Annotated in this window: 23 protein-coding genes; 22 read left to right on the top strand and 1 reads right to left on the bottom strand. The window is 40.1% G+C overall.

Annotated elements, in window-relative coordinates; translation table 11 throughout:
- Positions 1 to 5 precede the first annotated feature (5 nt).
- From FKZ59_RS00455 to FKZ59_RS00395, 13 genes are all read left to right on the top strand, one after another.
- Complete coding sequence (locus FKZ59_RS00455; protein ID WP_141600764.1) at positions 6 to 1,115, top strand: cobalt-precorrin-5B (C(1))-methyltransferase; 1,110 nt, start codon at positions 6 to 8, stop codon at positions 1,113 to 1,115.
- A complete protein-coding gene (gene cbiE, locus FKZ59_RS00450; protein ID WP_141600763.1) occupies positions 1,105 to 2,313 on the top strand; it encodes a precorrin-6y C5,15-methyltransferase (decarboxylating) subunit CbiE in 1,209 nt (402 codons plus the stop codon). The genes FKZ59_RS00455 and cbiE overlap by 11 nt, the downstream gene beginning before the upstream one ends.
- Positions 2,306 to 3,010: a precorrin-2 C(20)-methyltransferase gene (gene cobI, locus FKZ59_RS00445; protein WP_141600762.1), complete on the top strand. Its 705-nt coding sequence runs from the start codon at positions 2,306 to 2,308 to the stop codon at positions 3,008 to 3,010. The genes cbiE and cobI overlap by 8 nt, the downstream gene beginning before the upstream one ends.
- The gene (gene cobM, locus FKZ59_RS00440; RefSeq protein WP_141600761.1) at positions 3,007 to 3,786 is read left to right on the top strand and encodes a precorrin-4 C(11)-methyltransferase; all 780 of its coding nucleotides are present in this window, start codon (positions 3,007 to 3,009) and stop codon (positions 3,784 to 3,786) included. The genes cobI and cobM overlap by 4 nt, the downstream gene beginning before the upstream one ends.
- The gene (locus FKZ59_RS00435; RefSeq protein ID WP_141600760.1) at positions 3,783 to 4,931 is read left to right on the top strand and encodes a cobalt-precorrin 5A hydrolase; all 1,149 of its coding nucleotides are present in this window, start codon (positions 3,783 to 3,785) and stop codon (positions 4,929 to 4,931) included. Before cobM ends, FKZ59_RS00435 begins: the two co-directional genes overlap by 4 nt.
- Positions 4,931 to 6,292 carry a cobyrinate a,c-diamide synthase gene (locus FKZ59_RS00430; RefSeq protein ID WP_141601060.1) on the top strand — a complete coding sequence of 454 codons (1,362 nt, stop codon included), beginning with the start codon at positions 4,931 to 4,933 and terminating at the stop codon, positions 6,290 to 6,292. Before FKZ59_RS00435 ends, FKZ59_RS00430 begins: the two co-directional genes overlap by 1 nt.
- Before the next feature lie 68 nt (positions 6,293 to 6,360).
- A complete protein-coding gene (gene cobA / locus FKZ59_RS00425; protein WP_141600759.1) occupies positions 6,361 to 7,143 on the top strand; it encodes a uroporphyrinogen-III C-methyltransferase in 783 nt (260 codons plus the stop codon).
- A gap of 19 nt (positions 7,144 to 7,162) precedes the next feature.
- Complete coding sequence (locus FKZ59_RS00420; protein WP_141600758.1) at positions 7,163 to 7,759, top strand: cob(I)yrinic acid a,c-diamide adenosyltransferase; 597 nt, start codon at positions 7,163 to 7,165, stop codon at positions 7,757 to 7,759.
- Positions 7,760 to 7,773: 14 nt separating this feature from the next.
- Positions 7,774 to 9,297 (top strand): cobyric acid synthase, encoded by a 1,524-nt coding sequence (locus FKZ59_RS00415; protein WP_141600757.1) that lies wholly within the window; start codon positions 7,774 to 7,776, stop codon positions 9,295 to 9,297.
- A 280-nt stretch (positions 9,298 to 9,577) separates the two neighbouring features.
- Positions 9,578 to 10,696, top strand: a complete 1,119-nt coding sequence (locus tag FKZ59_RS00410; protein ID WP_141600756.1) for a M20/M25/M40 family metallo-hydrolase — start codon at positions 9,578 to 9,580, stop codon at positions 10,694 to 10,696.
- Positions 10,697 to 10,717: 21 nt separating this feature from the next.
- Positions 10,718 to 11,200: a chemotaxis protein CheW gene (locus FKZ59_RS00405; RefSeq protein ID WP_141600755.1), complete on the top strand. Its 483-nt coding sequence runs from the start codon at positions 10,718 to 10,720 to the stop codon at positions 11,198 to 11,200.
- Between the two features lie 65 nt (positions 11,201 to 11,265).
- Positions 11,266 to 11,769 carry a DUF1648 domain-containing protein gene (locus FKZ59_RS00400; RefSeq protein WP_141600754.1) on the top strand — a complete coding sequence of 168 codons (504 nt, stop codon included), beginning with the start codon at positions 11,266 to 11,268 and terminating at the stop codon, positions 11,767 to 11,769.
- Between the two features lie 17 nt (positions 11,770 to 11,786).
- Entirely contained in the window at positions 11,787 to 12,470 is a 684-nt protein-coding gene (locus FKZ59_RS00395; RefSeq protein WP_141600753.1) for a DNA alkylation repair protein, read from the top strand.
- Here the strand turns inward: FKZ59_RS00395 and FKZ59_RS00390 are convergent.
- Entirely contained in the window at positions 12,467 to 12,979 is a 513-nt protein-coding gene (locus tag FKZ59_RS00390; RefSeq protein ID WP_141600752.1) for a methylated-DNA--[protein]-cysteine S-methyltransferase, read from the bottom strand. The two genes, FKZ59_RS00395 and FKZ59_RS00390, sit on opposite strands and share 4 nt — an antisense overlap.
- A gap of 258 nt (positions 12,980 to 13,237) precedes the next feature.
- Between FKZ59_RS00390 and FKZ59_RS00385 the strand changes: the two genes are divergently transcribed.
- The 9 genes from FKZ59_RS00385 (at position 13,238) to FKZ59_RS00350 (ending at position 19,952) form a co-directional block, all read left to right on the top strand.
- Positions 13,238 to 14,008 carry an ABC transporter ATP-binding protein gene (locus tag FKZ59_RS00385; RefSeq protein ID WP_141600751.1) on the top strand — a complete coding sequence of 257 codons (771 nt, stop codon included), beginning with the start codon at positions 13,238 to 13,240 and terminating at the stop codon, positions 14,006 to 14,008.
- Positions 14,009 to 14,032: 24 nt separating this feature from the next.
- Positions 14,033 to 14,593 carry a signal peptidase I gene (gene lepB / locus FKZ59_RS00380; RefSeq protein ID WP_141600750.1) on the top strand — a complete coding sequence of 187 codons (561 nt, stop codon included), beginning with the start codon at positions 14,033 to 14,035 and terminating at the stop codon, positions 14,591 to 14,593.
- A gap of 114 nt (positions 14,594 to 14,707) precedes the next feature.
- Entirely contained in the window at positions 14,708 to 15,337 is a 630-nt protein-coding gene (locus FKZ59_RS00375) for a precorrin-2 dehydrogenase/sirohydrochlorin ferrochelatase family protein (RefSeq protein WP_181733115.1), read from the top strand.
- 147 nt (positions 15,338 to 15,484) lie between these two features.
- Complete coding sequence (locus FKZ59_RS00370) at positions 15,485 to 15,700, top strand: hypothetical protein (protein ID WP_141600748.1); 216 nt, start codon at positions 15,485 to 15,487, stop codon at positions 15,698 to 15,700.
- Between the two features lie 234 nt (positions 15,701 to 15,934).
- Complete coding sequence (locus FKZ59_RS00365) at positions 15,935 to 16,711, top strand: 3D domain-containing protein (protein WP_141600747.1); 777 nt, start codon at positions 15,935 to 15,937, stop codon at positions 16,709 to 16,711.
- 303 nt (positions 16,712 to 17,014) lie between these two features.
- On the top strand, positions 17,015 to 17,758 hold the full coding sequence (locus FKZ59_RS00360) for a GTP cyclohydrolase II (RefSeq protein ID WP_141600746.1): 744 nt from the start codon (positions 17,015 to 17,017) through the stop codon (positions 17,756 to 17,758).
- Between the two features lie 11 nt (positions 17,759 to 17,769).
- Entirely contained in the window at positions 17,770 to 18,879 is a 1,110-nt protein-coding gene (gene ribD, locus FKZ59_RS00355; RefSeq protein ID WP_141600745.1) for a bifunctional diaminohydroxyphosphoribosylaminopyrimidine deaminase/5-amino-6-(5-phosphoribosylamino)uracil reductase RibD, read from the top strand.
- Positions 18,872 to 19,099, top strand: coding sequence for an FAD-dependent oxidoreductase (locus FKZ59_RS15165; protein WP_328219696.1), 228 nt, complete (start codon positions 18,872 to 18,874; stop codon positions 19,097 to 19,099). The genes ribD and FKZ59_RS15165 overlap by 8 nt, the downstream gene beginning before the upstream one ends.
- Positions 19,086 to 19,952: an FAD-dependent monooxygenase gene (locus FKZ59_RS00350; RefSeq protein ID WP_342777673.1), complete on the top strand. Its 867-nt coding sequence runs from the start codon at positions 19,086 to 19,088 to the stop codon at positions 19,950 to 19,952. Before FKZ59_RS15165 ends, FKZ59_RS00350 begins: the two co-directional genes overlap by 14 nt.
- The last annotated feature ends 12 nt before the right edge of the window (positions 19,953 to 19,964 follow it).

Here is a 19,964-nt window from a genome sequence, read left to right as displayed (position 1 = left end):
GGGAAATGCAGAAAACAAAGAGAAAGAGTACATCTGAACTACGGGAAGGTTATACAACGGGTTCTTGTGCAACAGCTTGTGCAAAAGCGGCACTAATCGCTTTAATCACAAAACAAGTACAAAAGAGGGTAACGATACATCTGCCAATTGGAAAAGATGTTGAATTTCTAATAGAAGATTGCAACATGGGAGACTTTGAAGTGACGTGTTCAACAATTAAAGACGGCGGGGACGATCCTGATGCAACCCATGGCGCTATTATTCAAGCAACAGTTTCTTGGAGAGAGGACGGGGAAATTTTTATCGATGGCGGCAAAGGAGTAGGCAGGGTCACAAAACCCGGATTGCCGATTGAAGTGGGACTTGCAGCCATTAATCCCGTTCCACGGAAAATGATTCAAACGGAAATTGAAAACGTATTAAAACATTTTGAGATTGAAAAAGGGGTAAATATTATCATTTCTGTTCCCGATGGTGAAGAAATTGCCAAAAAAACATTAAATAGCCGTCTCGGAATCATTGGAGGAATTTCAATATTGGGAACAAGAGGAACAGTTGTTCCTTTTTCTAATGCTGCTTATATGGCAAGTATTGTACAAGCTATATCAGTGGCCAAAGCATCCGGTTGTGAGCATCTTGTTTTTACAACAGGTGGACGAAGCGAAAAATTTGCTATGAGCATGTTTTCCGATCTTCCTGAAGTTGCTTTTATTGAAATGGGCGATTTTGTGGGTTTTGCAATGAAACATTGCAAAAAAATCGGCATTCCAAAAGTTTCTTTGGTTGGAATGATGGGAAAATTTTCAAAACTTGCCCGAGGTTCGATGATGCTCCACTCAAAAGGTTCTCAAGTAAGTTTTGAATTTCTTGCTTCCATTGCTAAAGAATGTGGAGCTGCAAATGAAAGCATCGTAAAAATTCTTCAAGCGAACACAGCGAATGAAGTTGGGGAAATCATGAGAGAACTAGGATGCAAGACCTTTTTTGACAAAATATCGGAACATTGCTGTAAAGAAGTAATTAAACATGTGGAAGGCGGATTGATTGTTTCGACTGCGATTTATTCAATGAATGGAGAATTATTAGGAAAGGCGGAAAATATTGATGCCTATTAAATTGATTGGAATTGGAGACAACGGTGTACATGGACTTCATCCCCAATTAATTGAGTGGATTGAAAATGCGGAAGTTCTTGTTGGAGGAGAAAGACTCTTATCATTTTTCCCAAATTTTAAAGGTGAAAAAATCGTATTAAAAACAAAAATAATGAGGATAGTTGAACAACTTGGAAAAAGGAATCAGAACATTGTGATTCTAGCTTCCGGAGATCCCTTGTTTTATGGTATAGGCGGACTTTTATCAAAAAAAATCCCGGTTGAAATCTATCCCTATATCAGTTCAATACAACTTGCAGCGGCAAAATTTGGAATCAGTTGGCAAGATGCCTATTTTGTCAGCATACATGGACGCCCAATAAAAGGCCTTGCTCAAAAAATCGATGGAAAAAAGAAAGTGTTTATATTAACAGATGAAAATAATTCCCCAAATACTCTAGCAAAATATTTGCTAGAGTTTGGTATGACTGAGTATGAAGCTTATATTGCTGAAAACTTGCAAGGGGAAGAGGAGCGTTGCAGAAAAATGACGTTGGAAGAAATGGAGAAATCCAGTTTCTCTCCATTAAATGTTGTGATTTTAGTTCAAACTCAAGAAGCAAAAAAATGGCCGCTTGGCATTGAAGATGAAGAGTTTTATCAACGAAAGCCGGAAAAAGGATTAATAACGAAAAAGGAAGTTCGTGTATTATCCATTAGCGCTTTGAATATAAACGCACAAAGCGTTGTGTGGGATATCGGGACATGCACCGGTTCTGTCGCGATTGAAGCTGGGAAAATTGCAAAAGAAGGAAAGATATATGCCATTGAAAAAAATGAAGAAGACATCGCAAACTGTCTCCGTAATCAAAAAAAATTTCGGGTGGATTTCACGGTAGTACACGGAAAAGCGCCGGGAGGCCTTGATGAGTTTCCCGATCCGGATGCCATTTTCATTGGTGGTACAGGCGGCAACATGGAGGAATTATTAACTGTATGTTGTCAAAGGTTGAAAAATGATGGACGCATCGTGTTAAATCTAGCAACAATCGAAAACTTATATGAATCAATCAAGATATTGAACAGATTAGGATTCCATACAGAAGTTACCCAAGTACAAATCGCAAGAAGTAAACCGATCTTATCATTGACCCGGTTAGCTCCATTAAATCCCGTGTTTATTGTAAGTGCAAAACGAAAGGAAGATGGAAATGAATAAAGGGACTCTATACGGAATAGGTGTTGGACCTGGAGATCCTGAATTAATTACTTTAAAAGCTTTTCGCACACTTCAAGAATGTCCAGTCATTGCTTATCCAAAAAAAATGCGAGGTTCAAAAAGTTATGCATACAAAATTGCAGAAGTTTTTATACGGCCTGAAGAAAAGGAAATGTTGGGCCTAATATTTCCAATGACGAAAGATGAAGAAGTATTAAAAAGGGAATGGAATAAAGCCGTTGATGAAATCTATGGGAAAATTGCCAATGGAAAAGATGTGGCGTTTGTTACGGAAGGGGATCCGCTATTATATAGCACTTTTATTCATTTAATGAAGTTAATGAGCGAAAAATATCCAGATGTCAAAATTCAAGCAGTTCCTGGCATTTCCTCTATTAACGGTGCAGCTTCCTGTCTAAACATTCCTCTGGCTGATGGTGATGAACAAGTCGCGATTATACCTGCAAATGATGATGTCGATAAAATGAGAAAAGCGATTGAAACCCATGATGCTGTTGTATTTATTAAAGTTGCAAAGGTCATAGATTTGATGCTGGAAATTCTTCGGGATTTGGGCTTGGAAAACAAAGCACACGTAGTGACAAAAGTAACATCTGAAGAAGAAATAATCTGGAGCATCGATGAATTGGACGGTGCGGATTTAAATTATTTAACGTTAATGGTGGTGCGAAAATGAAAAAAATATGGATTATTGGAGCTGGTCCGGGCGATCCCGATTTAATCACGGTGAAGGGTTTACATATTTTGCAACAATCAGATTGTATTCTCTATACAGACTCTCTTGTGAATGAAGAGTTAATTGCCAAAGCAAAGAAAGAAGCAGAAATAATAAAAACGAGCGGAATGAATTTGGAAGAAATTGTATCAATCATTGTAGATCGGGTGGACCGTGGGAAAAAAGTTGCACGTGTTCATACCGGTGATCCATCGTTGTATGGTGCTATTGCAGAACAAATCGCATTACTAAAAAAAGAAGGCATTGAAGTTGAAATCATTCCGGGTGTGAGTTCAGTTTTTGCTTCAGCAGCAGCAGTACAAGCAGAACTGACAATTCCCGAATTAACTCAAACTCTGATTTTAACCCGAGCAGAAGGACGAACGCCTGTACCGGAAAAAGAAAAATTAAAAGATTTGGCAAGCCATCATTGTACAATCGCTCTTTTCCTCAGTGCCACTTTAACGAAAAAAATCATGAAGGAATTGAAAGAAGCAGGCTGGCAAGATGATACGCCTGTAGCTGTTATTCAAAAAGCTACTTGGCCAGATCAAAAAATCGTTCGAACGACACTTGCTCAACTTGATGAAGCAATGAAAGAAAATGGGATTCGCAAACATGCCATGATATTGGCTGGATGGGCACTTGATCCAAACATTTATGAAAAGAATTCTTATCGTTCGAAACTTTACGATGCCGAGTTTACCCACGGCTATAGGAAAGGAGTTTCAAAGTGATTCAACTAGCGGAGGAGGAAATTCCGAAAATCAATCAAAAAAATGATTATGCGATTGTAGCGATTACAAAACATAGCGCAGAAATTGCGAGAAAATTAAGAGGACTTTTTCCAAATGGCGACTTGTATTATCCGCATAAGTTTGCCAAAGGTGATGAAGAGGGTCTGGGAATTCAGTTATATGATGGCAATGTTCGGATTCTGCTTTCAGCCATTTTTTATAAATATAAAGGTCTCATTTTGTTTATTTCTCTTGGTGCAGTTGTTCGCATGATTGCACCACTATTAAAAGATAAAAAAATCGATCCGGCAGTCGTTGTCATCGATGATCGGGGTAAAAATGTAATCAGTGTGCTTTCAGGCCATTTAGGAGGTGCGAATGAATTAACGAGAGAAATCGCCGCATTGCTTCACGCAAATCCCGTTATTACCACAGCATCTGATGTTCAACAAACCATCGCCGTAGATTTATTTGGCTCCAGATTCGGATGGGTTTGGGATTCCGAAGAGCATTTGACCAAGGTAAGTGCGGCTGTCGTCAACGAAGAACCAGTTGCCATAGTGCAGGAAAGCGGAGAGCGTTCTTGGTGGTTATATGATCATCCATTACCGAAAAATATCATGTTATATCCGACAATTTTGGACGCAATCGATGCGAAGCCAAGCGGTGCTTTAATAATCACGCATCGCTTACTTGCCCCGGAAGAAAAATCAATATTGCAATGCGGTATTATTTTTAGACCAAAAGTGATCGTAATAGGCATCGGTTGTAATCGCGGAACAAGCGGGGAGGAGATTCAGTCAGTCATTGAAGAGACGTTGCTTGAGTTGGGATTTTCTTCAAAAAGTATAAAAGCGATATGCACCATTGACTTAAAGAAAGATGAAGAAGGTTTATTAAAAGTGGTGGAAGAACGAAAAGTGGAATTTTGTACGTATACCGCCAAGGAACTTAATGAAATGCATATCGAAGAACCATCAGAAACGGTTTATAAATATACAGGGGCATATTCCGTGAGTGAAGCAGCAGCGAAACGGTATTTACAATCGGATTCCCTTGTCCTTGTCAAAAAGAAAAGCGGCAATGTAACGATTTCTGTAGGGGTTCTAGAACATAAGGAGGATTATCCGTGGCAAAAAGAGTAATGATTGCAGGTACATCGAGCGGTGTTGGAAAAACAACTTTAACAATCGGAATTATGGCTGCACTGAAAAAGAGAAATTTAGTCGTCCAAGGCTTTAAATGCGGTCCTGATTATATCGATCCATCTTATCATACTGCCGTTACAAAACGAATTTCTCGAAATATCGATAGCTGGATGTTAAGCCGCGAAGTAATCCGTGATATTGTAGAACGGTCTGGCCGCGATGCAGATATTTCAATTATCGAAGGGGTGATGGGGTATTTTGATGGCAAAAGTCCATTGGAAAATACCGGATCCGCTGCTGAAATCGCTGTCATTACTGAAAGTCCAGTTCTGCTGGTGGTGGATTGCTCAAGCATGGCAAGAAGTGCAGCAGCAATTGTCAAAGGTTTTCAAACTCTGCATGAACCATCGCGAATCGTTGGTGTAATTGCCAACAGAGTTGGAAGCGAGGGCCATTTTAACATTGTAAAAACAGCCATTGAACAAGAATGTAAAATTCCGGTAATCGGCTATATGAAGAAAAACAATGATCTCCATTTGCCAAGCAGGCATCTCGGATTAATTCCGGCTATTGAAAGGGGAGAATTGGATTCTTATTTTGATTCGCTGGCACAAGAAGTAGAAAAAACCATTGATCTCAACCGGCTATTAAGCATTTCTGAAACGAACAATTTACAAGAAGTTGAAAATTCTATTTTTCACGAAGATCCAAAGGTAAATGTAATAATCGCCGTTGCAAAGGATGCGGCCTTTAATTTTTATTACGAAGAAAATATTCAATTACTTAAATCGCGCGGGGCTGAAATTCAATATTTTTCCCCATTAGCGAACGAACCGGTACCTGAAGATGCAGATGGATTATATATTGGCGGGGGCTTTCCGGAAGAATTCGCAGAACAGCTTGCAAATAATGAAGTTTCAAAACAATCCATTAAAGAACTGATTGAAAATGGGCTTCCAACAGTGGCTGAATGTGGAGGGTTCATGTACTTGACAAAATCCATCCAGTCAACTGAAGGTATAAGCTATCCAATGGTTGGGATCATTGATGGAAACGTTATGATGCAACCTAAACTTGCAGCTCTTGGTTACCGGGAAATTGTTGGAGTAAACAACAATTTCCTCATGGGAGAAGGAGAGACGGCAAAAGGCCATGAATTCCATTATTCCACTTTTATACCAAATACAGAGCAGGTGCCGGCTTATGCATTGAAAAGTCGATTTGGACAAAAACAGGATGGTTGTGTTGTCCATTCATTAATTGCAGGATATGTCCATTTCCATTTCGCATCCAATCCGAAGCTAATCGATAACTGGTTGAATGCTTGTTTAAAATATCAACAACAGAAACGGAAATAAAACTATTATACTATTAAATAATTTTCAATTCAGTAAACAACAATGCAACTTTCTTCCGGGAGGGAAATATGAGCAAAGGAAAAGTATATTTAGTAGGAGCTGGACCTGGAGATGAAAAATTGATCACAGTCAAGGGGCTCGAATGCATACAGCAATCAGACTGCATTGTGTATGATCGGCTTATAAATCCATCATTGCTAGAGTATGCTCCCAAAAATGCAGAACGCATTTATTGCGGTAAATTGCCTGGAAAACATATGCTCATTCAAGAGGAAATTCATGAAATTCTTGTACAAAAAGCATTGGAAGGAAAGATTGTTACGAGATTAAAGGGAGGGGATCCCGGTATTTTTGGAAGAGTAGGAGAAGAAGCCAGTGTCCTCAAGCAGCATGGGATTCCCTTTGAAATTGTGCCTGGCGTTACTGCAAGTGTTGCAGCAGCCGAGTATGCCGGGATTCCATTAACCCATCGCGAATATGCATCCAGTGTTGCCCTTGTTACAGGACACGGATGTAAAGAAAATGGTTCTGATTATTTAAATTGGAGAGCACTCTCTGGAATCGATACGATTGCTTTTTATATGGGAGTTGGGAATTTACAGAATATTTGCCGTCAATTAATGCAAAATGGCAAAGCCCCCGGTACTCCGGTCGCGATTATCGAAAATGGTACGACGAAGGTACAACGAACCATTTCTGGAACATTAGATACGATTTCCCAATTGGCTGCGAGCGAAAAGATTACAAATCCTGCCATGATTATTGTGGGTGAAGTTGTAAAGGTAAGAGAACAAGCAATGTGGTTTGAAGATACCTTATATAAAACAAAAAACAATACCAATACACAATAATGGAAGGAGGAGAATGACAATGAAACATAAAGGACTCACTTTAATATATACTGGTGATGGTAAAGGGAAAACGACTGCAGCGTTGGGACTGACATTGCGTGCAATTGGCCGTGGAATGAATGTCTGTTTTTTACAGTTCATTAAATCGAAACAACGTATTTACGGTGAAGCCATTGCCTTAAAAAAATTAGGAGTTGCAATGGAACAATTAGGCCTCGGTTGCATTAGCCAAGGCGAAGAAGGGAAAGGCTCCGTTAAGGTTGAACAATTAGGAATCGGATTTACATGGACGAAGACACCGGAAGAGCATCGGGAAGCTTTGAAAAAAGGGTGGGAAATTGCAAAACAAGCCCTCCAAGATCCAACCATTGATTTATTAGTGTTGGATGAACTAAACAATGCTCTCAGTATTACAAACTTTCCGGTTGATGACGTAATTCCTCTTGATGAAGTGATCACAGCACTTCAAAATCGTCCAACACATATGAATGTCGTGATTACAGGCCGTAATGCGAAACAAGAATTGATCGACATTGCAGATTTGGTTTCGACTATCGATTGTACGAAACATTATTATAATGAAGGAATTTCGGCGGTAAAAGGCCTGGAATTTTAAAGGAGAGAAAATATTTGCGTGCAAGTTCAATTATGATACAAGGAACGTCTTCTGATGTGGGGAAAAGTGTTCTTTGTACGGCACTTTGCCGCATCTTCTCCAATGCAGGATACAAAGTTGCCCCTTTTAAGTCTCAAAATATGGCATTGAATTCCTATGTTACCCAGAATGGGGAAGAAATCGGCCGAGCTCAAGGGGTGCAGGCAGAAGCTGCCAGGATAATCCCTAATTCAAAAATGAATCCGATTTTGCTCAAACCGAAACAAGATATGGTTTCGGAAGTCATCGTTCATGGGAAGCATTTTATGGATATGGGTGCAACAAATTATCGAGAGAACTTTACGCTGCAAGCAATACCAATTGTGGAAAAAGCCATCCATGACTTGGAACAATCCTACGATATTATTGTGGCAGAAGGTGCCGGCAGCCCTGCGGAGATTAATTTAAAAGATCGCGACATTGCGAATATGCGGGTAGCAAAAATGCTGGATGCCGATGTGTTCCTCGTTGCAGACATCGACCGGGGCGGAGTTTTTGCTTCAATTGTCGGCACGCTTGCATTGTTGGATGAAGAAGAACGGAAACTTGTAAAAGGTATCATCATTAATAAATTTAGAGGGATGATTGAATTACTTCAGGATGGCATACAATGGCTTGAAAACTATACCGGAATTCCCGTTATTGGGGTTATCCCTTATTTAGACTGCCAGATTGAAGCTGAAGATTCTTTAGCCCTCGATACTTTAAAACTAAAAAACCCTAAAAAGAAATGCCCTATTGATGTGGCTTGTATTCAATTGCCGAGAATATCTAATTTTACAGACTTCGATCCGTTGTTTGAGGAGCCTGACGTAGGGGTACGCTTAGTTAGAGATGTGAAGGAGTTAGGAAATCCAGATTGCATCATCATACCTGGTACAAAAAATACAACGGGCGACTTAATGTGGTTAAAAGAAACGAAATTATTTGAAGCTATTCAACAATGTTATTCAAAGGGCAGCAGAGTTTTCGGAATTTGTGGCGGTTATCAAATATTAGGCGAGAAACTTCTCGATCCTGATGGTGTAGAAGGAAATTTGAAGGAAGTCTCAGGCCTTTCTCTACTGCCGATACAAACGATCTTTGAAAAAAATAAAAGAACGACCCAAACAAAAGGCAAAATTCATCCAACGCTTTTCCAAAAAGAAATTGAAGTGGAAGGATACGAGATTCATTTAGGCCAAACAAAGGTAAAGGAAAATGCATTGCCTTTTTTACAATTAAATGATGGAACAACGGATGGTATTATTGTCCATAATGGGAAAGCCATTGGCACATATTTACATGGCATCTTCCAAAATCGCTATTTTACAAGGGCGTATTTTAATGAAATAAGAAAAAGTAAGGGGTTGAATCCATTACCAATGGAAGTACAAACGGATAAAGAACGCCGTGAACAGGCATATGAAATACTGGCAGAACAAGTGCAAAGCTGTTTAAATATGGAATATATATATGCTTTATTAGAAAAACAAAAATTAATGAAAAATGGGAAGTAAATGTCGAATTACAAATAGCCTTCAATCCAAAGTATTTTTCGGATTGGGGGCAATTTTGCATTGCTTAGGATCCACCAATTTATGCTAGACTCCGCACTTATTTTCCTATCTGTGCTATAGAAACATCCCCTAACGCCATAATCAACAACACCCTTTCTGCTGGAAAATTAATAAGTTGAAAAGAAGAATTAACCTTTCAAACAATAAAACCTTTGTAATTGTATTCTGAAACAGTAAAGCGTAGAATGAGGATGAATAGTGGAAAAAAGGGGTTTTGAACATGGAAAATAGTCGTTTAGTGAATGAATTTATCGAGTTAGTCCAAATTGATTCAGAAACAAAACATGAGGAAAAAATAGCACCAATTCTTGTAAATAAATTGGAAGATTTAGGTTTTTCCGTTTATCAAGATGATGCTCATACACGCAATGGTCATGCGGCGGGAAATATTATCGCCACTTTGGAAGGATCATTGGATGTTGAACCGATTTATTTTACCGTACATATGGATACGGTTGTTCCTGGGAAGGGCATTAAACCACAAATAAAAGAAGATGGCTATATATATTCTGACGGCACAACCATTTTAGGCGCCGATGATAAAGCTGGAATTGCTGCACTTTTGGAAATGGTTCGCCGTCTTAAAGAACAGTCCATTGAACACGGTACAATACAATTCATTATTACAGCAGGCGAAGAAGATGGTCTTGCCGGCTCTAAGGAGTTGGATCGGGATAAAATTATTGCCAAGTACGGCTATGCGGTTGACAGCGATGGAAAAGTGGGAGGAATCGTTGTTGCGGCTCCTTATCAAGCAAAATTAAATGTAAAAATCTTTGGAAAAACAGCCCATGCAGGAGTGGAACCGGAAAAAGGGATTTCTGCTATTACATTGGCAGCGAAAGCCATTGCGGAAATGAAATTAGGGCGCATCGACCATGAAACAACAGCGAATATTGGGCGTTTTGAAGGCGGCAAAGCGACAAATATCGTTTGTGATGAAGTATTCATCCTAGCAGAAGCCCGCTCCATCCAAAAAGAGAAATTAGATAAGCAAACAGCTCATATGAAAGAAACTTTTGAAAAAGTGGCTGAAAAATTTGGAGGCCGCGCTGAAGTGGATGTACAGTTGATGTATCCGGGATTTTCAGTAGGTGAAACGGATAAAGTAGTACAAGTGGCAGTGGAAGCAGTAAAAAATGTTGGCAGAACACCTCAAATTGGGGTCTCTGGTGGGGGAAGCGACGCCAATGTCATTTCAAGTTTTGGCATTCCCACAGTCAACTTGTCGGTAGGCTATGAAAATATCCATACAACGAAAGAACGGATGCCTATTGAAGAACTGGAGAAATTGGCCGATTTATTAGTAGAAATCGTAAAATGCTCCGGCAAGAAATAGTTCAATTTGAGGTGATTTTATATGAAATCCATTGTCTTTCGGTGCGGCAAAGAAGAGTATGCGATTTCCATCGACCAGGTGGTTTCCATTGAAAGGATTGAAAATATTGCGCCCATTCCTCATTTGCCCGGCTATTTAATCGGGTTTGCAAAGGTCCGTGGCGAGCTGATTCCGGTGCTTGATTTTAATATCATTCTATACAATCAGCCTACCCCTGAATCTTCGGGCAGAATGATTGTATTGAATATGGATATTGTGCGTTTTGGTTTGGCAGTATCCGAAGCGAAAGAAATCATGGATATAAGCGAAGAGGATATACAACAGGTCGGTCTTGTGAACTACACCCATACAAAATACTTTACAGCAGTCGCCAACCTGGAAGACCGGATCATGACCATTGTAAATCCGAAAGTACTGGTGAATTCGTTGGAAGGAATCCGCGAAATTATTGATTATCTGCATCAATTGGTGAGGGAAGAGAAAAATGAAACCGCAACAGAATAATAAATGGCTGGAGGAGGGCTTTTATACCTTCTCTGGATTTTTTTCACGAAAAGTGAGGTGGCCATGTGAAATATCCTTATCGCCCCATTTTAAAAATTCCCAAGACGAGAAATGAAATCATTTTTGATATCATCGGGATCGGATTTTTCGTTATTTCCATTTTATATATCATCGTCCAATGGAAACATCTCCCCGATCAAATCCCGGGGCATTTTAATGCAAAAGGGGAAGTGGATCGGTGGGGTTCGAAATATGAATTATTGATAGTGCCCATTATCGGTTTATTTATTTTTTTGTTGTCGACCCTTTTCGAAAAAGCTCCCCATATGCACAATTACCCGAACCGCCTCAATGAATCAAATGCAGAGCAGTTTTATTTGAACAGCCGGAAAATGCTCAATGCAACGAAAAATGTATGCATGCTGTTTTTTGCAGTGTTGAATTTTCAAATGGTCCGGATCGGATTGGATAAACAGGATTCCCTGGGAGGTTGGTTTTTGCCCGTTCTCATAATTTCCTTCTTCATTCCGTTGGCGGTTGGCATCTATAAACAAACCAAAATCAAGTAGTGTTTGGGGTTGATTCTATGGAGATCCGAAATAAACTGCTCGAATTGTCGGAGGAAAAATACCGGCTTTTTCAAAAATCCCTCATCCCCAATCAGGAAAATATTCTCGGAGTGCGTCTCCCGAAGTTAAGGGCAATGGCCAAAGAGATTGCAATGGGAGACTGGGAAGGTTTTTTAATGGATGGGAAAGAGGAGTATTTTGAGGAAATCATGTTAAAAGGGATGGTCATCGGCCAGGCGAAAATGTCTCTTGAGGAGAGGTTGAGATGGATCCGATGGTTTGTGCCGAAAATTGACAATTGGTCTGTATGCGACAGTTTTTGCGCGGGCCTGAAATTTGCAAAAAAGCATCAAGATGAAGTGTGGAGATGGATTCAGCCTTATTTCCGGTCGAAAGAAGAATTTGAAGTCCGATTTGCCGTTGTCATGCTGCTGACTTATTTTTTGGAAGAAGCCTATCTGCAGGCTATTTTTTCCATATTGGACGGTATCCGTCATGACGGCTATTATGCCAAAATGGCCGTCGCATGGGCAATTTCTTTCGCATATTTGAAGTTTCCGGAAGAAACATCCAAATTTTTGCAATCCAATTCTTTGGATATTTTCACTTATAATAAAGCCCTTCAAAAAATAATGGAGTCGAACCGGATCGGCAAAGAAGAGAAAGAACGAATGCGAAAAATGAAAAAATCACCGGTTTAATAAGGGATGCCTTCCAATTCCAGCAACTTTTTTTTCACATCCAATCCTCCGCTGTATCCGGTGAGGCTGCCGTCTTTTCCGATGACGCGATGGCACGGGATTATAATGGATAAGGGATTCTTTCCGACCGCTCCTCCCACAGCCCGGACAGCTTTTGGCTTTTTGATGCGCTCAGCCACCTCCGAATAGGTCATCGTTTTTCCATAAGGAATGTCGCATAATACCTTCCAAACTTCCCGTTGGAAAGGGGTGCCCTGGATGTCAAAGGGCAGGGTGAATTCTTTGCGGCGGCCATCCAAATATTCAATGAATTGGGATATATATGGATCCTTGAATTGTCCATCTTCATAAATTTCGCATTGGGGAAATTGTTTATGGCATTCCCCCATCATTTCTTGCAAAGTAGCATGATCTGTCCCGACAAAGACAAGCCCTCTGTCAGATGCCGCTATTATTAGTTTCATATACGGATGGTTAAGTTGTGAATAGTAAATCATTTTCTTCTCCATCACTGTCGCCCCATTGTTTCCGGATCTTTCATATTGCATATAGCCATAAAAGAAACGGCTGGTTTTGCAAAAATACTAGCATATTTTTCATTTCATTACCATAAACAGCCGTCAACGAAGGGATATCATGATTTCCAAATTTTCTTGAAAACGTATCCGCCTATCATGGGATGATCATCTGATTGTGTAAATATTAACATCATAATAGTATAATATTAATTAAATTGTTAGAATACATGCACAGATGGGGGAAGAACATTGATCAGATTCGAAAATGTCACCGTGATACGGAACGGAAAAACCATTTTGAAAGAAATCGACTGGAATGTCAATAAAAATGAACATTGGGCGATTCTCGGTCTGAACGGATCGGGCAAAACTTCGCTATTAAACGTCATTTGCGGCTACCTATACCCTACTTCGGGAAAAGTGCAAGTATTGGGACAGGAGTTTGGAAAAACCAATATTCCGGAATTGAGAAAAGACATCGGATTTATCAGCTCTTCGTTAAAGGGGCAATTAAAAAATTTTGATACGGTGTTAAGCATCGTCCTCAGCGGCAAATTCGCATCGATCGGGCTTTATGAAGCGGTTGAGAAAAAGGATGTGCAGGAAGCGCGGCGATTAATGGAACAATTGGGCATAGAACATTTAGAAGATTCTGCATATGGGGTATTATCGGAAGGGGAGAAGCAGCGGGTATTGATTGCCAGAGCGCTGATGGCCCACCCGAAAATTTTGATTTTGGACGAGCCTTGCAATGGTTTGGACGTCATTGCCCGTGAAGAATTTTTGGAGTTCATCGAAAAGCTTGCCCAACAGGAATTTTGTCCGACATTGATTTATGTCACTCATCATGTGGAAGAGGTTTTGCCTTGTTTTTCCCATACGTTGTTATTAAAAGACGGTGAAGTGTACGCACAAGGATTTTCGCGTGAGTTATTGAAGGAAAATACCTTATCCGAATTTTTTGGCAGGGAAGTTACGGTTCAAGAGCAGCAAAATCGTACATGGATCGCAATCAAATAATTTAATAATAGGGAGCCTGGATGAATGAAAGGGAAAAATACTCAAAAAAATGAATTGTTATCATGGATTGTCGTTCTTTTTTTAGGTTTGATGATCGCTTTCATCTGCAAGGAATATGTCTTTTCGCCTGTCGTAGTGAACGGGGCGTCAATGTCTCCTACCTATGAAGATGAAGATGTTATTATTGTAAGCAAAATAAGCAAAATCCAACGCTTTGATCATATTGTTTTTCGTGCTCCAGACGAAGAAGACAATTACATCAAGAGGGTCATCGGTTTACCTGGGGATACGATTGAAATGAAGGATGACGTGTTAATCGTCAACGGAAAAAAATATGATGAGCCATATGTCAAACGGGATTCCGATTCAGAAAAGCGCGTAACAGAAAACTTCACGTTGGAGCAATTGACGGGAGAAAAAACGGTTCCGGATGGGTATGTTTTTGTAATGGGGGATAACCGGCTGAAAAGCTACGACAGCCGCCATTTCGGCTTTATTCCGATTGATGATATCTACGGAGAATCGAAAGTGCGAATATATCCGTTAAACAGCATAAAAATCATTTTGAATCCATATGAACAATAAACTTTCCCCGCAAATTGGAAGCACCATTTTTCGCCCGGGAAAAATGGTGTATTTCTTTTATTTGGAACGTTTTTGATGGAAAATATTCAAAATACAAAGAAAGGTGTATTCTCCATGTATTATCCAATGATGCTCAATATAGAAGGCAAAAATGTCGCATTCATTGGCGGAGGCCGTGTTGCTTATCAAAAACTGAAAGGGCTGGAAAATACAAAAGCAAATATCACGATCATCAGCCCAAGCATTATTCCGGAAATTGAAGAATGGATGAAGCGGCACCGTGCAAAATGGATTCAAAAAGAGTTTGAGCCTTCCGACATCGAACAGGCGCATATCATATTTGCCGCGACAAGTCATGCGGAAGTGAACCGCGAAGTCAAATTGCACAAAAAAGAACATCAATTGCTGCTTCTTTCTGATAACCCGAAGGAAAGCGATTTTTTGACCCCTGCAGTTGTCCGGCGCGGGAAGCTTGCATTGGCAATTTCCACAAACGGGGCAAGCCCCGCTTTGGCAAAAAAAATAAAGCGGGATTTGGAGCAGCAATTTGCGGAAAATTTCGGCGATTATGTTCAATTTTTGGAAGAGGCAAGAAAAATGGTTATCAATAAAATCGATGATGCCGAAAAGAAAAAGGGAATATTGGTCCGATTATTGGATCCGATTTTTTGCGAGCTGACGATTAATGGGAATATTGAAAAAAGAGATCAGTTATTTATGAAGTTATTTGCAGAATTAAGATGATTTATCAACTATAAAATTATTATGTCAACTAAAAACGCGGTTTTCGGGAAGCAAACGAATACTTGCCATGGGTTTTGCCTGTTTGTTGCCCACACAGCCAATTAGACGCACCGGTGCATAGAATGCAGTAAGGAAGGGGGCAACTTTATGTATGAAAAGATCAAATACTTGATCGGCAAGCCCATAGGTGTTTATTTAAAAAACGGTCTAAGTGTTTCCGGCGTTTTATGCGATGCTAATGATCATGAAATTCTCATCATGGAATATTTATATCAGGAAAAATTTATCCAGCGTCAATACGATTTTCGGATGATTCAAGGAATCTACATGTTTCCGAGCTGTTCGGACGAATATTTGAACTGAGTCCTCTAGATATAATTCTAGAGGATTTATTTTTTGCCTGATCAGCGTTCATTTGGTTCGTACTACTTGCTGAAAGACAGCGGCGCGCAAGGCGTCGCTATTATTTTTCAACTCTAGTTTGGAAGTTGAATTAATAAATTTTATTAAAATATGAATAATTATTTAACTAATTGGACAATACTTATTACGATTTGACAAAATGCTTGCAAGTTTGCTTGTTAAGGAGGTCTTAGTATGATCAGGAACATTTTGTGTTTAGTATTATTTTTGACATTGTTCGCTCCATCGTTAACATATGCGAAAGAATTGGCTCCTGAAGAAGAAAACGACTTTGTCGTGAAAGTATTGGGAAGAGAAGTGGTTGAAGACGCGATTACCCGCAGATTGGCTTTTGAAAAAGCTCCTTCTGTTACCACTTACACTGTGAAAGAAGGGGACAACTTATTCAGAATTGCAGTCAACCATAGTGTACCGGTCCATTTGTTAATGGAATGGAACGGCTTGGAGAATACTTTAATCCATCCTGGAAAAGAATTGATCATTTATAATGATGAAAAGTACAAAAAAGTGTACAAACCGATTTCGGTCGTAGCGGACGTAAGCGGACAGGCGCTTCCGAAGACAGAAAAGAACGAAACAAAGATCGCAAATAGCAACAATATTGACGAATCAGCCCGGGCGGTTTCCGCCGCAAGCAATGACGAACCCCCTTCATCAGCCAAAGAATTGGTTGTTACTGCAACGGCTTATACGGCTTATTGCGAAGGATGTTCCGGGACGACGGCATATGGGATCAACTTACGGGCAAATCCCCATTTAAAAGTCATCGCTGTTGATCCGAATGTGATTCCGCTTGGCACGAAAGTTTGGGTGGAAGGATATGGATACGCTATTGCCGGCGATACTGGCGGGGCAATCAAAGGAAACAAAATTGATGTGTTCATCCCTTCTTATGATGAAGCAATGAAATGGGGAGTAAAGAAAGTAAAAGTCAAAATTTTGGATGAATAATAGTCGGCTTGGATGAAGAAAAATACACTTCACTTTCAACATAGAAAATGAAGTGTATTTTTTATTTTGGAAAAATATTATATAATCAATAGTGAAATACTTGGAATTTTTCCTGCTTTGAACCGGGCCAAGAGGTTGAATGCTCGAAATATAATACAAATTTATTAATTATTAACCAATCCTTTGGAAAACACTTCTTTTGATTTTTCCACCTATTTCAGCTATATTTAATTAAGCAAACATTAATTCCTAGAAAAAACATAGGAATTTTTCCGATAGATTTAGTTGATATAGGTGATGCTAATGAAGAATTTATTGATTAATAAAAATGAAGTGTTGTTGAAAAAAATGCAATTAATTCCATATAGAGAAAATGAGCAAATCTGCCTTGTCGGCCCAGTTAAACTTCCCGTCAAACGCAGTGATTTTGAGGCGACATTCCAATGGTATACATGGTTGAGGCTGGAGGAACCGATTAACTCGAAAGAAGCGGTTCTTGATTATATTTTAAGCGCCAACCTGCAAGAAACCCAGCAGTCTTCCGTATTGGTATACGGTGATTTTCAAAACGGAGACGAAGCCCTTATCCGCATGCACAGCATCTGCCATACAGGGGACATTTTCGGCAGCCAGCGCTGCGATTGCGGATATCAATTGCATCAATCCATGAAAATGATTGTTGAACATGGATGCGGAGCCATTTTTTATATTGCAAACCATGAAGGGCGGGGGATTGGTTTATTTTCAAAATCTCTTGCTTATCTGTTGCAGGAAGAAGGGTATGATACAGTGGAAGCCAATCATGCCCTCGGGTTTGAAGACGACTCGAGATCCTATGAAGAAGCAATTAGAGTTTTAGAAACCCTTCGCAAAAAACCTGTCACATTGATTACAAATAACCCGAAAAAATTGGAAGCATTAAAAAAACATGGCTTGCTGGCGGACAAGCATATACCGATATGGGGAGGATTAACGGAAACGAACCGAAGATATTTGGAAACTAAAATTAAGAAAGCAGGACATATACCGGAAAATCAAGTGATTTAGGAGGGGGAAACGTGTACACAGATCGCGAATACATGGAGTTGGCCTTGAATCTGGCCAAAACTGCAAAGGGCAAAACCAATCCCAATCCTCTTGTCGGCGCGGTTTTAGTAAAAGACGGGGTGATCGTCGGGACGGGTTTGCATCGCAAAGCCGGTGAACCCCATGCGGAAGTCCATGCTTTTAATATGGCAGGAGACTATGCAAAAGGAGCGACATTATATGTAACCCTTGAGCCATGTTCCCATTACGGGAAAACCCCTCCTTGCGTGGATTTGGTAAAAAATTCTGGTGTAGAAAGGGTAGTGGTGGCAACCCTCGACCCTAATCCAAAGGTTTCCGGACGGGGTGTCCAAATCCTCAGAGACGCCGGAATTGAAGTGGAAGTGGGATTGTTGGAAAAAGAAGCTCGCAAGTTGAATGAGCGTTTTTTTCACAATATGCTCACCAATCGCCCTTTTGTGACTTTAAAATATGCCATGACATTGGACGGGAAAATTGCCACTTATACCGGCCATTCGAAATGGATTTCCGGAGAGAATTCGCGCCTTCAAGTCCATCAGCTTCGCGATGAAATGGACGCCATATTAGTAGGTATTGGCACTGTATTAAAAGATAATCCGTTTTTGACGACAAGACTTCCGGACCGGCAAGGGAAAAACCCGGTGCGCGTCATTTTGGACAGCCGTTTGCAAATTCCGCTGGATGCCAATGTTTTGAATGATGAAGCGAAAACCATCATCGTCACGACAACGGAAGCTGATCCAAAAAAGATTGTCGAATTGGAAAAGAATAATGTTACTTTAATTTACTGTTCAAAAAATGAACAGGGAATCTGTCTGGAGGAAATGCTTGATCAATTATATAAATTCGGCATTACAGACATTTTGGTGGAAGGCGGAGGAGAGGTCAACGCCTCCTTTATCCGGGCAGGGCTTGTAAATAAATTCATTATTTACATTGCACCGAAATTATTGGGCGGACGCCGCTCAATCTCGCCGGTTGCCGGAGAAGATCTGGAAACAATGGATTTGGCCGCGAAAGTGGAATTTGATTCATTTGAAAGAATCGGAGAAGATCTATGTATTATCGCTTATCCAAAGCAAGGTGAACATCATGGTTAACACCGATATTGTCATCGTAGGGGCAGGCCCTGCAGGCGCATTATTGGGCTTGCTATTGGCAAAAAAAGGATTTCGTGTGGCCCTTGTTGAACAACATAGCGATGTTGCCAGGGAATTCCGGGGGGAACACTTGAATGAAGAGGGAGAAAAAGTTCTAAAAAAAACATCATCTTTTTTCAAAAATCGAAAAGCTTGGGCTTTTAAAGATGGAAGTCATTGAATATTGGAAAGACGGTAAATTATTCAAATCGATTCAACCCGAAAAGGAGAATGGTCATCTCGGCATCCATGTCCCTCAGGCCCATCTTTTGTCGGTGATCATCGAAGAAGCGAAGAAATACGACAACTTTTCCCTGTTAACAAGCACAAAAGTTGTGGATCTGTTGGAAGACGAAAATGGACAGTTCATCGGAATCAAAGGCAAAAAGCATGGAAAAGAGATTGTGATTTATAGCTCATACATTATCGGGGCCGATGGAAGATATTCGATCGTCCGCAAAAAAGCGGGCATTGAAACGTCAATACGGAAGCACGGTTATGATTTGCTTTGGGCGAAAGTTCCGGCACCCGAAGGCTGGCAGCCCTCCATCAAAATGGCTGATGTGGACGGCTATCAATTGGCTCTTTTTACACAGACAAATGGCTATGTCCAAATCGGTTGGAACATTGAACAAGGTTCTTTTTCAAAAATACGGAAATCGCCTTTCCAAATCTTCGTGCAAAAATTGGTTCAAGCTTTTCCGGAATTGGAAGAGACAGTAAAAAAACATATCACTTCCTGGGACGATTTCGTGTTGCTTGATGTACATAGCAATTTTACAGAAGTTTGGAAAAAGAATAATGTATTATTGATCGGCGATGCCTGCCATACGATGACGCCTACGGGGGCATTCGGTTTAAACAGCGCCCTTGTTGACGCGGACCGGCTAGCTGAGTGTTTTGAACAAGGCGATATTAATGAATTGAAGTTAATACAATGCGAACAGAAAAGAAAGGAAGAAGTGAAAAAACTTCTCCGTTTGCAAATCGAGAAGGAAAAAAACTTCTCTGAACAGTTTATTATACTAAACTAGGCAAGAAAGCGG

This window comes from Ureibacillus terrenus (genome assembly GCF_006569205.1).
Lineage (GTDB): Bacteria > Bacillota > Bacilli > Bacillales_A > Planococcaceae > Ureibacillus > Ureibacillus terrenus.
This window is presented reverse-complemented; position numbering and strand designations above follow the sequence as displayed.

What these genes read in the sequence shown, in the direction of transcription:
- FKZ59_RS00350 (WP_342777673.1), top strand. Translation starts at nt 19,086, where the DNA reads ATGGAAGTCATTGAATATTGGAAAGACGGTAAATTATTCAAATCGATT.
- cbiE (WP_141600763.1), top strand. Translation starts at nt 1,105, where the DNA reads ATGCCTATTAAATTGATTGGAATTGGAGACAACGGTGTACATGGACTT.
- FKZ59_RS00420 (WP_141600758.1), top strand. Translation starts at nt 7,163, where the DNA reads ATGAAACATAAAGGACTCACTTTAATATATACTGGTGATGGTAAAGGG.
- FKZ59_RS00390 (WP_141600752.1), bottom strand. Translation starts at nt 12,979, where the DNA reads ATGGAGAAGAAAATGATTTACTATTCACAACTTAACCATCCGTATATG.
- cobA (WP_141600759.1), top strand. Translation starts at nt 6,361, where the DNA reads ATGAGCAAAGGAAAAGTATATTTAGTAGGAGCTGGACCTGGAGATGAA.
- cobM (WP_141600761.1), top strand. Translation starts at nt 3,007, where the DNA reads ATGAAAAAAATATGGATTATTGGAGCTGGTCCGGGCGATCCCGATTTA.
- FKZ59_RS00365 (WP_141600747.1), top strand. Translation starts at nt 15,935, where the DNA reads ATGATCAGGAACATTTTGTGTTTAGTATTATTTTTGACATTGTTCGCT.
- FKZ59_RS00455 (WP_141600764.1), top strand. Translation starts at nt 6, where the DNA reads ATGCAGAAAACAAAGAGAAAGAGTACATCTGAACTACGGGAAGGTTAT.
- FKZ59_RS00395 (WP_141600753.1), top strand. Translation starts at nt 11,787, where the DNA reads ATGGAGATCCGAAATAAACTGCTCGAATTGTCGGAGGAAAAATACCGG.
- FKZ59_RS00360 (WP_141600746.1), top strand. Translation starts at nt 17,015, where the DNA reads ATGAAGAATTTATTGATTAATAAAAATGAAGTGTTGTTGAAAAAAATG.
- FKZ59_RS00405 (WP_141600755.1), top strand. Translation starts at nt 10,718, where the DNA reads ATGAAATCCATTGTCTTTCGGTGCGGCAAAGAAGAGTATGCGATTTCC.
- FKZ59_RS15165 (WP_328219696.1), top strand. Translation starts at nt 18,872, where the DNA reads ATGGTTAACACCGATATTGTCATCGTAGGGGCAGGCCCTGCAGGCGCA.
- FKZ59_RS00410 (WP_141600756.1), top strand. Translation starts at nt 9,578, where the DNA reads ATGGAAAATAGTCGTTTAGTGAATGAATTTATCGAGTTAGTCCAAATT.
- cobI (WP_141600762.1), top strand. Translation starts at nt 2,306, where the DNA reads ATGAATAAAGGGACTCTATACGGAATAGGTGTTGGACCTGGAGATCCT.
- FKZ59_RS00370 (WP_141600748.1), top strand. Translation starts at nt 15,485, where the DNA reads ATGTATGAAAAGATCAAATACTTGATCGGCAAGCCCATAGGTGTTTAT.
- FKZ59_RS00375 (WP_181733115.1), top strand. Translation starts at nt 14,708, where the DNA reads ATGTATTATCCAATGATGCTCAATATAGAAGGCAAAAATGTCGCATTC.
- FKZ59_RS00430 (WP_141601060.1), top strand. Translation starts at nt 4,931, where the DNA reads ATGATTGCAGGTACATCGAGCGGTGTTGGAAAAACAACTTTAACAATC.
- lepB (WP_141600750.1), top strand. Translation starts at nt 14,033, where the DNA reads ATGAAAGGGAAAAATACTCAAAAAAATGAATTGTTATCATGGATTGTC.